13 protein-coding genes are annotated in these 15,208 nt (G+C 33.9%); 6 read left to right on the top strand and 7 right to left on the bottom strand.

Annotation, left to right across the window (positions count from 1 at the left end; genetic code table 11):
* The first annotated feature begins 440 nt into the window (after positions 1 to 440).
* The 3 genes from pruA (at position 441) to H0V01_12505 (ending at position 3,767) form a co-directional block, all read left to right on the top strand.
* Positions 441 to 2,072, top strand: coding sequence for an L-glutamate gamma-semialdehyde dehydrogenase (pruA, locus tag H0V01_12515; protein ID MBA2584198.1), 1,632 nt, complete (start codon positions 441 to 443; stop codon positions 2,070 to 2,072).
* 433 nt (positions 2,073 to 2,505) lie between these two features.
* A complete protein-coding gene (locus H0V01_12510) occupies positions 2,506 to 3,366 on the top strand; it encodes a M23 family metallopeptidase (GenBank protein ID MBA2584197.1) in 861 nt (286 codons plus the stop codon).
* Positions 3,363 to 3,767 (top strand): T9SS type A sorting domain-containing protein, encoded by a 405-nt coding sequence (locus H0V01_12505; protein MBA2584196.1) that lies wholly within the window; start codon positions 3,363 to 3,365, stop codon positions 3,765 to 3,767. The genes H0V01_12510 and H0V01_12505 overlap by 4 nt, the downstream gene beginning before the upstream one ends.
* 98 nt (positions 3,768 to 3,865) lie before the next feature.
* Here the strand turns inward: H0V01_12505 and H0V01_12500 are convergent, their stop codons facing one another.
* From H0V01_12500 to H0V01_12470, 7 genes are all read right to left on the bottom strand, one after another.
* Positions 3,866 to 4,033 (bottom strand): hypothetical protein, encoded by a 168-nt coding sequence (locus tag H0V01_12500; protein MBA2584195.1) that lies wholly within the window; start codon positions 4,031 to 4,033, stop codon positions 3,866 to 3,868.
* Between the two features lie 92 nt (positions 4,034 to 4,125).
* The gene (locus H0V01_12495) at positions 4,126 to 5,472 is read right to left on the bottom strand and encodes a T9SS type A sorting domain-containing protein (protein ID MBA2584194.1); all 1,347 of its coding nucleotides are present in this window, start codon (positions 5,470 to 5,472) and stop codon (positions 4,126 to 4,128) included.
* Positions 5,473 to 5,648: 176 nt separating this feature from the next.
* Entirely contained in the window at positions 5,649 to 6,545 is an 897-nt protein-coding gene (locus H0V01_12490) for a bifunctional 5,10-methylene-tetrahydrofolate dehydrogenase/5,10-methylene-tetrahydrofolate cyclohydrolase (GenBank protein MBA2584193.1), read from the bottom strand.
* Complete coding sequence (locus tag H0V01_12485; protein ID MBA2584192.1) at positions 6,532 to 7,209, bottom strand: oxidoreductase; 678 nt, start codon at positions 7,207 to 7,209, stop codon at positions 6,532 to 6,534. The genes H0V01_12490 and H0V01_12485 overlap by 14 nt, the downstream gene beginning before the upstream one ends.
* Positions 7,210 to 7,218: 9 nt before the next feature.
* Positions 7,219 to 8,553: a signal recognition particle protein gene (ffh, locus tag H0V01_12480; protein MBA2584191.1), complete on the bottom strand. Its 1,335-nt coding sequence runs from the start codon at positions 8,551 to 8,553 to the stop codon at positions 7,219 to 7,221.
* 366 nt (positions 8,554 to 8,919) lie between these two features.
* Positions 8,920 to 10,698, bottom strand: a complete 1,779-nt coding sequence (locus H0V01_12475) for an arginine--tRNA ligase (protein MBA2584190.1) — start codon at positions 10,696 to 10,698, stop codon at positions 8,920 to 8,922.
* Between the two features lie 14 nt (positions 10,699 to 10,712).
* Entirely contained in the window at positions 10,713 to 11,657 is a 945-nt protein-coding gene (locus tag H0V01_12470; protein MBA2584189.1) for an arginase, read from the bottom strand.
* A gap of 443 nt (positions 11,658 to 12,100) precedes the next feature.
* On the opposite strand from H0V01_12470, the gene H0V01_12465 reads away from it, so the two are divergent.
* The 3 genes from H0V01_12465 to H0V01_12455 all read left to right on the top strand — a co-directional run bounded on the left by H0V01_12465 (position 12,101) and on the right by H0V01_12455 (position 15,162).
* Positions 12,101 to 13,492 carry an arginine decarboxylase gene (locus H0V01_12465; GenBank protein ID MBA2584188.1) on the top strand — a complete coding sequence of 464 codons (1,392 nt, stop codon included), beginning with the start codon at positions 12,101 to 12,103 and terminating at the stop codon, positions 13,490 to 13,492.
* Positions 13,493 to 13,694: 202 nt separating this feature from the next.
* On the top strand, positions 13,695 to 14,378 hold the full coding sequence (locus tag H0V01_12460; GenBank protein MBA2584187.1) for a hypothetical protein: 684 nt from the start codon (positions 13,695 to 13,697) through the stop codon (positions 14,376 to 14,378).
* 127 nt (positions 14,379 to 14,505) lie between these two features.
* The gene (locus H0V01_12455) at positions 14,506 to 15,162 is read left to right on the top strand and encodes a hypothetical protein (GenBank protein ID MBA2584186.1); all 657 of its coding nucleotides are present in this window, start codon (positions 14,506 to 14,508) and stop codon (positions 15,160 to 15,162) included.
* Positions 15,163 to 15,208 lie beyond the last annotated feature (46 nt).

Raw genomic sequence — 15,208 nt, 5'->3', positions numbered from 1 at the left:
CTTAATTTATGTTTGCGTTTTCTATTATCATTCAAAATATTTTCAATAATTTGCCATTGATTTTCGGTTAAGTTGGTTGGATAGGTTTTCATCTTGCTAGAGTTATTTGGTTGATAATCTACAAGATGCAAAATTAACCCAGGCCAACTTGCTGAAAATCAATTAGTTATAAACGTACTTATTCACATAAAATTATTCTTAAATAAATTCAAAACAGTTTCTTAATATTTCAACTCCTTTTTTTATTCTTATTAAATCCTTTAACACTATACTTAAATAGTGTTTTTCATTTTGTTTTATGTACTGGTCTTTAGGTTAAATTAATAATTTGATATTTAATAATTAAGGATCAAATTATTAATTTAACCTACATTTTCGTACTTTTGTAGCCGTTAATTCAAAAAAGAAATTTCTGTTTTTTAACCCTTAAATATTAAAATATGCCAAAAGGATTTTATAAAGTACCTTTTCCTATAAATGAACCGGTAAAAACATATGCTCCGGGAAGTGCTGAAAGAAAAGAATTACAAGCAAAATTAAAGGAACTTAGAAGTATTGAAGTGGATGTTCCAATGTATATTGGTGGAAAAGAAATAAGAACCAATAATACAGCAAGATTAGCTCCTCCTCATGATCATAAACATACATTAGGACATTACCACAAAGGAGACAAAAGCCATGTTAAAGATGCAATTGATGCTGCATTAGCAGCAAAAGATAAATGGGCAGGACTTTCCTGGGAACATCGTGCTTCCATATTTTTAAAAGCAGCTGATCTATTGGCAGGACCCTATCGTGCTAAGATAAATGCAGCAACAATGCTGGGACAGTCAAAAAGTGCTTACCAGGCTGAAATTGATGCGGCCTGTGAATTAATAGATTTCCTAAGATACAATGTTCACTACATGACGGAGATTTATAAGCAACAACCTGACTCAAACCCGGGAATGTGGAACCGCATGGAACAAAGGCCTTTAGAGGGATTTGTGTTCGCCCTTACGCCTTTTAATTTCACAGCCATTGCCGGAAATCTTCCTTCATGTGTTGCATTAATGGGAAATACAGTTGTATGGAAGCCTTCAAACACCCAAATCTATTCTGCCAATGTTATAATGGAAGTATTCAGGGAAGCAGGCTTACCTGATGGGGTTATTAACCTTATTTATGTTTCAGGCCCGGATGCTGGCGATGTGATTTTTTCTCACCGTGATTTTGCTGGTATACATTTTACCGGTTCTACTGGCGTATTTCAGGATATTTGGAAAACCATTGGAAACAACATTCATATTTATAAATCCTATCCTCGTATAGTTGGCGAAACGGGTGGAAAGGATTTTATTGTTGCTCATAAATCAGCAAACGCAAAAGAAGTTTCTACAGCTATTTCAAGAGGAGCTTTTGAATACCAGGGCCAAAAATGTTCTGCAGCTTCAAGGGCTTACATTCCTTCCAACATTTGGGACGATGTAAAGAAAAATCTTTTGGAAGATATGAAGTCTTTTAAAATGGGTGTAACCGAAGATTTTTCAAATTTCATTAATGCGGTAATTGATGAGAAATCATTTGACAAATTAGCTAAATTTATTGACGATGTTAAAGGTTCAAAGGAGGCGGAAATTATTGCCGGTGGTGGATATGATAAATCAAAAGGTTATTTTATTGAACCTACTGTAATTTTAACCACAAACCCTGCGTATGTGACCATGTGCGAGGAACTCTTCGGGCCTGTTATGACTATCTATGTATACGAAGCTGAAAAATTTGAAGAGACACTTAAAATTGTTGATCAAACTTCTCCTTATGCACTAACTGGAGCGCTATTATCAAGAGACAGATACGCAATTGAACTGGGTGCGAAAATGCTTGCAAATTCAGCCGGCAATTTCTACATAAATGATAAGCCAACAGGTGCAGTTGTTGGACAGCAACCCTTTGGTGGTGCAAGAGGCTCAGGAACAAACGACAAAGCAGGTTCTATGATTAACCTTTTAAGATGGGTTTCACCAAGAACAATTAAAGAAACTTTTGTTCCCGCTACCGATTACAGGTATCCGTTTTTGGCCGAGAATTAAAAATTCAACACTCTCATTATCAAGAGGCTGACCAAATGGATCAGCCTCTTTTTTTTAACTATTATTTTTAGTTACTTATATTTTGCTTTGGTAATCATAAAAAGCCTTCTGACAGAACTATTTCAATACCCCATCTTAAAAATTATTTTGAAAACCATCTGTTCCTTAATTCAATTTTATATTTATTTCTTTACTTTTACCTGAACATATCAATAATTCTAATGGATTATCGAACCTTTTAGTCCCTTTTTTTTGAGTTTTATTTTGCAATTAACTGTTTTTCTAAAATCCTATTCTATGAAGTTTACACTGATTTTCACACTTGTGCTTTTTACAATTAACTTAAGTTAAGGCTCAGAATTATATTTCACAAGGCGGTGGAGAGTACAAATTCACAAATACAGAATGTGTAAGCCCTGAACAAAGAGCTAGAATGGACAGTATTTTGAAAGAAAACAGGCAACAATTCATTGAAAAGAAAATTATTAAAAAAGATCCAAAGAATGAAAGTAGAAGTGTGTTATTGGATTGGCCCCTTAAACAAGCTTCAACCTACAACTATTACTCTTATTATGCAGTTTCTAACTTTGTTGATCACAATCCAAATTTTCCAAATCTCTTGCAGGATTACAATTGCGGAGTAAGGACCTATGATACCCAAAACGGGTATAACCATCAAGGTCAAGATATTTTTACATGGCCCTTCGATATTAATATGATGGATAACAATCATGTGGAAGTAATTGCTGCAGCACCTGGTATTATTCTATATAAAGAAGACGGGAATTTCGATAAAAATTGCGCGATGAATAACTTAAACTGGAATGTAGTCTGCATAATCCATTCCGACAACACTGTTGTTTGGTATGGTCATCTTAAAATGAATTCATTAACATCAAAGATAGCCGGAGATGCTGTGATTGCAGGGGAATACTTAGGACTGATAGGCAGTTCAGGTTCATCCACAGGTCCTCATTTACATTTTGAGATTCAGGATAACGATAACAATGTTATTGACCCCTATTATGGAGATTGTAACAATACAGCACCTTCAATGTGGAATGTTCAAAAACCCTATTATGAATCTACTGTGAATGTTTTAATGACTCATTCGGCACCACCAGTAATAAACAGTTGCCCCAATCCTCATTCTATGAACGCAGAAAACAATTATCAGCCGGGGGATCCAATTTATTTTGCTGCTTATTATCATGACCAGCGAGCCAACCAGAATTTGCATATAAAATTTACAGGCCAGATAACTCCATTTTTGGTTCATGGAATCACAGCATGACTCCTGCTCATTATTCAGCCTCATATTGGTATTGGGGATACAATCTTCCTTCAAACGCACCTTCAGGCAGCTGGAGATTTGAAGTTGTTTTTCAAGGACAAACTTTTACCCATGAATTCCAGGTTCAAGCACCTGTGGGTATTCATAAATACAAAGTAACGAATAACAAGTATTCTGTTTACCCAAATCCTTCTAACGGTTTAATAAATGTAGCCGGAGATATACCTGTTAAAAAGATAGAGTTACTCAATTTACTCGGAGAAGTTGTATTTGCAGAGGATGTTGTAAATATGCCATCGATTAATTTTTCTAAAAAAAATGCAAAAAGCAAAGGAGTTTATTTTCTGGCTATTTATTCTGAGGATAATTCTACAGAAATCCATAAAATAATTCTGGAATAAAAAAATTCTGAGAACAATTGATTTTGATTTACAGGAAGAATTAAAAGCAAGGTTTCACTAAACAAACTTATACTTGCTTTTATAAATTCTTTAAGCTATTAATCTCTATTGGAATTAATATTTTCCGATTTTAAATTTCCTTTTTTCTTACTTGCATCCAGAGTATTTAAAAGCAAAGCTGCAATATTCCAAAAGGAGTGGCAGGTATGTATGCTGGTTGTCCCAATATTATTTTCCTGATGAACCCCATCTACATGCTTTTCCACAGCTATTTTCCCTTTATCTTCATTAATATGTTTAGGAAGACATTGGCCTTATTTTAACTAATTTGTTTTATAAAGCGCAAAATTTTAATGATCTAATTCTTTACAAACCTGCCTTTAATTACTTCCTCATTATGTTTTACAGAAGTAAAATAAATGCCGGGAGGCAATGATGTGACATTTAAAGAAGTAGCATTTACTCCTTTTTTGATTATAATTTTCTCACTAATCATAACTTTTCCGGAAATATCCAAAACAACCACCTCTCCAATGGGATCATCCATCATTGACTCAACTATAAAATTAATAGAACCTGATGCAGGATTTGGATAAATCTTATTGTTACCAAAAACTTTCTTTGCTTCAACAGCAACTATATCTGTCATGATTGATGTATTATCATAATCTGTTTGTGTTAATCTATAATAGAAAATCCCCTTTGAATTAGGCCTGTCTATGTATTTGTAGCTTTTTATAACGCTGCTGTTTCCAGCGCCTGCTACCTTATCTATTTCTATAAAATCAACACCATTTGAAGACCTTTCAATAGTAAAATAATCATTGTTAACTTCTGTTGCGGTAACCCATTCCAGCACTATTTCATTTTCTAAGGCATTGGCATCAAAAGATATAAGTTCAATGGGCAACACAAAACAAACAGAAACATTTGTTGTTTGCGTAGCAAGTCCCTGCATAGTGGAGGAAACTATAACAGCCCCCGTAGCATCATAAACTGTATAATACCCGTTTCCGTTTCCACAACATAAGCCTGCGGGGCATTGAGAAGGTCCTGTTGTTACTGCAGGAGCGTTTATTGTAAATGTTTCGGCACACCCAGCACATATACTGTAAGAATACAAGGTTCCGTTTGAAGAAAGTCCGGTTTGAGATAAAATAGTAGTTCCCGAAGCATTTTTAAAATTAAAGGAAATATTTCCCCCGCAATTATCCGATTGGATCGCAACAGTATAGTTTGCAAAACCTGCAAAACACGAGGTAGTAGTAATAGTTTTTGCAGCACAAGACAATCCGGGTTGGATACCACCGAAAGTTGCACTTGTAATAGGCGCATCAAAAGTAAGCGTAAGAGTCAAACAGTCCGTATTTAAGGCTCCAGACAAGAGAGTACTTCCTGTATTGTCCCAGTCCCCGTATTCTATTTTGCCGGTTCCCGAAACAGGAGGTACGCTGGCCGGTTTTACATTACCGGTAGTAGGCCCTGTGACACTTGATGGATACCCTATTAGATTGCCCCCGGAAAAATTAAGCCAGAAACCATAAGTTTCCGAACCGGCACCCGTTCCAAAGCAAACCCGAAGCTGATAGGTATAAGTATTGTTTCCATTGTCTACAGCCGAAAGTTGGGTAAGTGTAGCATCGTGACAAGCTGTTGCTTCATAAAAAGAAGCCAATAATATAATTATAAGTAATATTTTTTTCATGACATATCGTAATATTGCAAATGTCCAACTAGTTTTTCAGAATTGCAACTTATTTGGGTTTTTTATGGGTTTTTTATCAAAAAATTTGACAGTAAGCTAAATACGGAGTCCTTACTAAAACAGTTTTTCAGGAATAGTAACTGTTTAGGTTTCGCTATGGTTTATGGTTTTTTAAATTAAGAACTCACCAGTTTCAAATCCCCTTTATTATTACAAGCATCAAGCGTATTCAGTAGCAAACCGGCAATAGTCATAGGCCCTACTCCACCTGGAACTGGTGTTATATAAGAACATTTAGGAGCAACGTTTTCAAAATCAACATCTCCTAATAACTTATAACCACTTTTGGTTTTATAGGATTCCACTCGGGTAATGCCTACATCAATAACCACAGCGCCTTGTTTTACCATATCAGCTTTTAAAAAGCCGGGTTTACCAAGTGCTACTATTATTATATCAGCATTAAGTGTATAATAATTTAAATTGGTGGTTTTAGAATGGCATAAAGTAACCGTTGAATTTCCGGGATAATTATTACGGGACATCAATATGCTCATGGGTGAGCCAACTATGTTACTTCTTCCAATAACAACACAATTCTTACCACTGGTTTGTATATTGTATCTTTCCAATAACTTTAATATTCCATAAGGGGTGGCAGGAATATAGGCTGATTGATTTAATACTATTTTACCGATATTTTCAGGATGAAATCCATCTACATCTTTTTCAACTGCAATTTTCAGGGTAACTTTTTCTTCATTTATATGTTTTGGGAGGGGAAGCTGTACAATTAATCCATCAATATCCCTATCTGCATTTATTTCTTCAATTTTCACCAATAGCTCTTTCTCACTTATTGTATCGGGAAACCTGAAAAGAGAGGATATAAAACCTGTTTGTTCACATGCTTTCACTTTTGCTGCCACGTATGTTTCGCTTGCTCCATTATTACCAACTAGTATAGCAGCAAGATGGGGGATTTTTTTTCCATCTTCTCTGATTTTATTAACCTCAATGGCTAATTCACTCCTTATATCAGCAGAAATCTTTTTCCCGTCAATTAATTCCATATTTTTCTTTATTATATATTGAGTTGATTTTGTCTGATTCTATGATATTCACTCCTTCAGGAGCATTTATTGAGAAATAAATTAGAGCAAAAGCCACAGCGCAAGCTTTAACTGGTTTATATTTTTTCAAAGGCCCTATCATCAGTGGTGCCACTATTTTTGACAGAATTAATCCTGCCTTTTCTCCTGGCCTGGATTCTTTCCTTTCGCCATCCAATATGGAAGGCCTTAAAATATTCAATTTAGGAAAGTGCAATTTAATTAGTGCTTGTTCAATTTCACCTTTTACTTTACTGTAAAAAATCGTTGAATTTTTATTTGCTCCAATTGCAGAAACAAGATTAAATGTACTCGCACCATTTTGCTTTAAAAAAGAGGCAATTTGTAAAGGGTAATCAAAATCCACTTTAAAAAAAGCTTCTTTTGATCCTGCCTTTTTCATTGTTGTTCCAAGACAGCAATAAACATCATTTACTTTTACTTGTTTTAAGGACTCTTGCAAGTCATTAAAATCAGTAATTATTTGAACTAATTTTTTATTTTCGATGTTCAGCTTCTTTCGGGTTAAGACTGTAACCATTGAATATTGGCCAGATTCCAGGAGATACTCAAGACATTTTTTTCCGGTTAATCCTGTGGGTCCTGCTATGAGTGCTGTTTTCAAAATATATTATTATCTACCCATCTTTGGCATATTCTTCATCATCTGGGCCATCTTGTTTTTATCAGTCATCATGCGCATCATCTTGCGTGTATCATCAAACTGCTTTATCAAACGGTTTACTTCCTGAATGCTTGTTCCGCTTCCATCGGCAATTCTTTTTTTCCTGTTACCATTGATTATATCAGGATTATCTCTTTCCTGGTTGGTCATTGAATAAATAATTGCTTCAATCCCTTTAAATGCGTCATCATCGATATCTACATCCTTTATGGCTTTCCCAACCCCTGGAATCATGCTTGCCAAATCTTTCAAGTTCCCCATTTTTTTGATTTGGTTGATTTGAGCAAGAAAATCATTAAAACCAAATTGGTTTTTAGAGATTTTCTTTGACATTTTCCTTGCCTCTTCAGTATCAAACTGATCCTGTGCTCTTTCAACAAGAGTAACAATATCACCCATTCCAAGAATTCTATCAGCCATCCTTTCAGGATAGAAAATATCGATGGCCTCCATTTTTTCCCCGGTACCAACAAACTTAATCGGTTTGTTAACTACCGAAGTAATTGAAAGGGCAGCACCACCTCGGGTATCACCATCAAGTTTAGTTAAAATAACACCATTAAAGTTAATGCGCTCATTAAATGCTTTGGCCGTATTTACCGCATCTTGCCCGGTCATAGAATCCACAACAAAAAGTACTTCCTGTGGATTAATCGTTTTTTTCAACCGCTCTATCTCCTTCATCATCTCCTCATCCACGGCCAATCTACCAGCAGTATCTATGATAACTACATCATGCTTATTGGCTTTTGCGTAGGCAATTGCTTTTTGTGCTATTGCAACCGGATCTTTTGATTCCTTATCAGAAAAAACCTCAACATTTATCTGGGTTCCCAGCACATGGAGTTGCTCAATAGCTGCTGGACGATAAACGTCACATGCAACAAGCAAAGGATTTTTGTTCTTTTTGGTTTTTAGGAAATTGGCAAGTTTACCAGAAAAAGTTGTTTTACCGGATCCCTGTAATCCTGACATTAAAATAACAGAAGGGGAACCGCTCAAATCCAGTTCCGATTTTTGCCCACCCATTAAATTAACCAGCTCAGTATGGGTGATTTTAACCATTAACTGACCCGGAGAAACAGAAGTAAGTACATTTTGGCCAAGCGCTTTTTCCTTTACTAAATCTGTAAACTGCTTGGATATTTTATAATTAACATCCGCGTCAAGCAGTGCTCTTCTTATTTCTTTAACCGTTTCGGCTACGTTTATTTCTGTTATCTGCCCCTGGCCTTTAACTATTTTAAAGGCTTTTTCGAGTTTGTCGCTTAAATTTTCAAACATATCATTTAGTGATTTTTCTAAAAAAACAAAGTTAATAAAATGTGCTGATTCATTATTACAATGAATTTAAACAAATATAAAATAAGTTAAAAAATGCTTCGATTTTTTCCGCTTTAAGGATTAAAGCGCTTAATTAATGCCAATCCTTTAAATTAAAAATAAAACAATCTACAAAAAATATTTTATTAACCCGAATTCAAAATTTATAAAGCGCACTCAGTTTTTTTGCGGTTTTTAAGAAAAATGAATAGTGAAATTTAACTCAAAGAGCGATGAGAATTTTTCTTATGCAATCACAAATACTGAACATACTCTGATTTATTAGAACAAGGGTGTTTAAATAAAAACCAATATAAACTGCTTTTATTACATCCTTTCAGGAACATCAATGCCCAGCAAATGCATTGAATCTTTGATCAGTTTTCCTGCTGTGAAAGACAAATTCAACCGAAACATTTTTAAATTAATATTTTCTTCCTTCAAAACAGGATTATCATGGTAGAATTGATTGTATGTTTTAGCTAGCTCATATACATAATTTGCAATTAATGCAGGGCTGTAATTAGTTCCGGCTTCACTAATAATGGAGGAATAATCATGAATTAACTTAACAACATCCTTTTCCTTCTGGTTAATATCGGGAAGGTTTTCAAACAAAAATTCAGCTGTTCCGGCTTTCCTTACTATTGATTGTATCCTGGCATAAGTGTATTGAATAAAAGGGCCGGTGTTACCATTAAAATCAATAGACTCTTCAGGATTAAAAAGCATTTTCTTTTTTGGATCAACTTTTAGGATAAAATATTTTAATGCTCCATATCCAATAGTTTTATATAAATATTCAGCTTCCTGATTAGAAAAGCCTTCAATTTTGCCCAACTCTTGTGTGGTTTTCCTTGCAGTATCAACCATTTCTTCAAGCAAATCATCTGCATCTACAACCGTTCCTTCCCTTGATTTCATTTTCCCCGATGGTAGTTCCACCATTCCATAAGACAAATGGTAAAGATTGTCGGCCCACTTTCTTCCCATCTTTTTCAAAATCAGAAATAAAACCTTAAAATGATATTCCTGTTCATTTCCTACCACATAAATAGAACGATCAACATTAAAGTCCTTGTCCTTTTCATTGGCAATGGCAATATCCTGAGTAATATAAACTGTGGTTCCATTGCTCCTTAAAACGAGTTTATGATCAAGTCCATCTTCGGTAAGGTCAATCCAAACAGAACCATCTTCTTTTTTATAAAAAATCCCTTTAGATAAGCCTTCATTAACGGTTTCCCTGCCTAGGTTGTAAACATCAGATTCATAATAATTTTTATCCGGCTTTATTCCCAGTGTTTGGTATGTTTGATCCATACCCTGATAAACCCACGAATTCATTTTTTTCCATAATTCCCTCACCTCTTTATCCCCTTGTTCCCATTTCACAGTAAGTTCATTTACCCGGGCATTTAGTTTAGATTTTTTCATTGCCTCTTGCTCACTTAAGCCCGAATCCATTAATTCTTTTATTTCCTTTTTTAAGGCATCCGAAAATTTTACATAAAATTCACCTACAAATTTATCTCCCTTGATTCCTCTTGATTCAGGAGTTTGTCCCTGACCAAACATTTGCCATGCAAGCATTGATTTGGAAATATTGGTTCCCCTGTCGTTATAAAGACAAGTATGAATAAGTTTATGGCCATTCGCCTTTAGAATTTCAGTAACTGAATTACCTAAAAAAATATTTCTCAGATGTCCTAAGTGAAGCGGCTTATTTGTGTTTGGAGATGGATATTCAATAACAATAGTATCTTTGGAATCCTTTTGTTCAAGGCCGAGTCCTTTATGGTTTGTATCAGATAAAAAACGAATCCAATATGAATCACTTATTTGCAGATTTAAAAAACCTTTAACTACATTAAAAGAAGTTATTTCTTCAAGCTTTTTTTGTAACAATTCGCCTATTTGCGCTGCTGTAAGTTCAGGTGAAAGTTTAGAAAAACGTGTAAAAGGAAAAACAACAAGAGTAAAATCGCCCTGGAATTCCTTCCTGGTTTTTTGTAGCAACACTTCCGAGTCCTTCGTTTGAATATTATAAACAGAGTTAACTACCTCTGAGATTGCCTTACTGATGAGTTTTTCAATCCTTTCCATTACCACTCTCTTTATTAGCTAACAAGCTGACTTACCACTTTTTGAAGAATTTCAAAAGTGTTTTCCGCCATTAAATTTTCTTTATCTAAAGTTGGATTCACTTCGCATATTTCAAAGCAACAAACTTTTTCATTCTGTATAAGCCTTACGCATAAACTACCGGCTTCTTTTTCAGTAATACCATTTCTAACGGGAGTTCCTGTTCCTTTTGAAATGGAAGAATCCATACAATCCACATCAAAGGAAATATAAATAAGATTACATTTGCTAAGATGAGCCAAAGTATCGCGTGCAATTTTTTCCACTCCGTTTCTCCTGACTTCTGCTGTTGTAAATGTTTTGATTTTATTTTTTTTGATTAAATAAGACTCCTCAGGCTCTATATCCCTTACACAAATAAAAACCAAATCCTTATATTCTATTTTAGGAGATATGCCACCCGTTTTTTTCAATTTATTCCAAAGTTCGGATGTTTCCTTATCCACCTTATTCATTTTATTGGTAATATTATCTTCAGCAAATGAAATTGCCAAAGGCATACCATGCATGTTTCCGGTAGGGCTTGTATAGGGAGAGTGCAAATCAGAATGGGCATCAATCCAGATAACTCCCAGACGCTGTTTTGGGTAAGCCATTTTAATGCCTGCAATAGTTGCCCCCGCAGTACTGTGATCACCAGCTAAAACAAGTGGAAACTGATTACTCTTTAAAGTTTCAGCTACCTGAGTTGAAAGTCTGTCGTATGTTTTAATTATTCCCTTTATTCTTTTGGCATAAGGACTTCCCGGAGTTTCATAAAGCATATGGTTTTCATTTGGCACTTCTACTGACTCTATCTGCTTAAAAAGTGTACTTCCGTAATCCAGTGCAGCAATTTTTATTGCATCTACGCCAAGGCTTGCCCCTCTGGTACCTGCCCCTATTTCTGATTTTATTTCAATAAATTTTACTTTTTTCATAGGTGTATAATTTGTTTTTTAACTGTCATCCCGATTTATTGGGATAACTATGTTATATTCATTCCTGATTGTGAACAGTTTGTGCATGCCTCTTTCAAATAAAGAAAAAGATTTTTTAGCTTTAAATATAATGCTTTTTAAGGTTTAATGCCCGGTGCATATTTTTGCAAAGTAAAGAAATCAAATTGAATTACTACCTCCAGCTCGAATTAAAACAGGTCATTTTCACTAATTGTCCTTTTAAAACAACTTGTATTTGGATGACAAAAGGAATATTGAAAAATAAAAAAAGCACTAGCTTTTGTTTAACTTTAAGTGCAATGCAAATCAATAACATTGCTAATATTTTTTCGTTTTAAATTAGTTTGTAAAAGTAAATCCAAGTTACTTACTTTGCATTTATTATCATAATGTAATTAACATAGATTATATTCTAATAAAAAATGAAGAATAAATACATAGACCTGTTTCAACAAACTTTTGATTTCCCACAAGAAAGCTTTAATGTAGTTGATAATGAATTATACTTTCATGACATTCCATTAATGGGAGTAATAAAACAATATGGAACTCCTTTAAAGATTACCTATCTGCCAAAAATTGGTCAACAAATCCAAAAAGCAAAAAAGCTGTTCAATGTTGCCATGGCTAAAGTGGATTATAAGGGAACATACACCTATTGCTATTGTACAAAAAGTTCACATTTTTCATTTGTTTTGGAAGAAGTACTTAAAAATGATGCACATTTAGAAACATCCTCTGCTTTTGATATACAAATAATTCGTGAGCTTCATGAACAGGGCGAACTCAAACAAAATAAATTCATTGTGTGTAATGGGTTTAAAAATAATTTATACAAGGAGTACATTACAGACCTTATAAATGACGGTTTTTCCAATGTTATACCTGTAATTGATAATAAGGAGGAAATAGAATATTACAAAGCACATGCTAAAAATAAAGTAAAATTAGGAATACGAATAGCATCAGAGGAGGATCCAAGCTTTGAATTTTACACCTCCAGGCTGGGAATCAGATACAAAGACATTAAAGATTATTATTTAAACGAAATTAAAGGAAACCCAAACTTCGAACTTAAAATGCTTCACTTCTTTATAAATAAAGGAATGAAAGATTCTATATTTTATTGGAGTGAACTTGCAAAATGTTTGAAGGTTTATGTAGACCTTAAGAAAATTTGTCCTACGCTGGACACCCTCAATATTGGTGGTGGCTTACCCATTAAAACATCCTTAGGATTTGATTTTGATTATGAATACATTGTTGAAGAAATAATTAGTCAAACCAAGAAGTTTTGTACTGAAAATGGTGTTGCAGAACCAAATATTTTTTCTGAATTTGGTTCCTTTACTGTGGGCGAAAGCGGTGCTGTTTTTTTCTCAATACTTGATCAAAAACAACAAAACGATACTGAACTTTGGAATATGATTGACGGTTCATTTATTACTACTTTACCTGACACCTGGGGTATAAACCAGAGGTTCATTTTAATGGCCATCAACAATTGGGAAAATGAATATCAACGTGTAAATTTAGGAGGACTTACTTGCGATGGTTTGGATTACTACAACTCAGAGGCGCACGTTAACTCTGTTTTTTTACCCAAATTTGAAAAAGAGAAGCCACAATACATTGGTTTTTTCAATACAGGAGCTTATCAGGATTCATTAAGCGGTTATGGTGGAATTAAGCACTGCCTTATACCAGCACCAAAACATATTTTAATTGATAAGGATGAAAACGGGGAAATTTACACTCGTCTGTTTGCCAAGGAGCAAAGTTACAAGTCTATGCTTAAGATCCTTGGTTATTAAAAATGAAAAAAAACAAAATAAAAATTCAATGATTTTTCACTAAAAAAAGAGCTTTTTGAGAATTATTATCAAAAAAAGCTCTTTTTTTATCAGCTTATTGTGCTTATTTATCGGCAATTAATAAAAATTAATATATTTGCATCCTTTGTCGCTTTAATTCCAATTCAAGTGACATTATAAAGCCATTAAAGCTATTAATTAAATGAACCAGGCGAAATTTTTACTACTTCCTTTATTTTTATTTTGCTTTTTCACCTCATGCCGTCAATTAACTGATGAAAAATACATTTCAGAAGGGATTATTGAATATGATATTTCATATCCAGAAACTGCAGAGGATAACGTAATGATTGCATTAATGCCAAAAACAATGTTACTGAAATTCAAAAACGATAAAGTAGCTTTTGAATTTACTGGTGGAATGGGTTTGTTTAAAGCAACTTTTGTTTCCGATCTTCAAAATCAAAAGCTGTTGCATTTGGTGAAAATTCTTAATAAGAAATACGCACTTACATACAATGCCGCAGAAATTCATGATATTGACGAAATGCCTGGAATTAATATTAATTTCACCGGTGAAAAGAAGACAATTGCCGGCTATGAAACCAAAAGATCTTTAATCACTTTTAAAGATGATGAAAACACCAGCTACGATATTTATTTTACTGAAGACATAAATTTAAAAACTCCCAATTGGAGTACCCCGTATAAGGAAATTAACGGAGTGTTAATGGAATATCAATTAAAACGGTACAATGTTGTAATGCGTTTTACGGCAACCTCAGTAAAAAAAGCGGATATTGATGACAGTGATTTTGAGAAACCAGATGATTATAAAATAATCACTAAAGAAGAAATGGATCAACTGTTTTTAAACCTAAATTAACAGGTTAAAACAATCTCTATATTTCTTATTCTCCCCTTTTTGAAAATGTTTTATTATTCCAAATTCTGATAATTGTTAAATTACGAGTAACAACCCAAATTATTATTTTTGAACTTAAAATAAAATCATGAAAAAAATAAAATTAATTCTAGCAACTCTATTCCTGTTTTCATCCGTTTTTGTTTATGCCCAAAAAAAGAAATCTTTTGAGGGAGTTATTGTTTTCGATATAAGTGTTGATGCAGATGAAATGGACCCCATGACTAAAGCTATGCTGGCAGGAATGGAATTAAAAACATACCTGAAAAATGAAAAATCAAGGAGTGAAAGTTCAATGGCAATGCAAAAATCAATCACTCTTTCTGACTCTAAGGCTAAAACGGTTGTTACTCTACTTGAGATAATGGGCCAAAAATTTATGATTAAAACCTCCCCAGAGGATTTGACAAAACTTGATAAACAATCCCAATCAATAAAATATTTTGATGAAACAAAAATTATTGCCGGATATACATGTAAAAAAGCAGAAATTCAAATTTCTGAAGATTCAAGTCCGTTGATTGTATACTATACCAATGATATCGCATATCCTAAATATTCATCCCCTTTTAAAGTACTTGAGGGATTTCCATTAGAATTTGAAGGTGATATGGGCGGATTAAAAACAAAAACCACTGCAAAATCAGTAAAGGAAGAAAAAGTTGAGGATTCAAAGTTTATAGTTCCTGAAGGATATCCTGAAACAACTATGAAAGAATTACAGCAAATGTTTGGCGGGGAATAATTTTATAAAAACTTTTGTAACATTTGAAAGAAAGAAGGGATTTTCA

It is taken from the genome of Bacteroidota bacterium (assembly GCA_013696965.1).
GTDB lineage: Bacteria > Bacteroidota > Bacteroidia > JACCXN01 > JACCXN01 > JACCXN01.
Note: the sequence above shows the minus strand (reverse complement) of the source record. Positions and strands in the feature narration are given on the sequence as shown.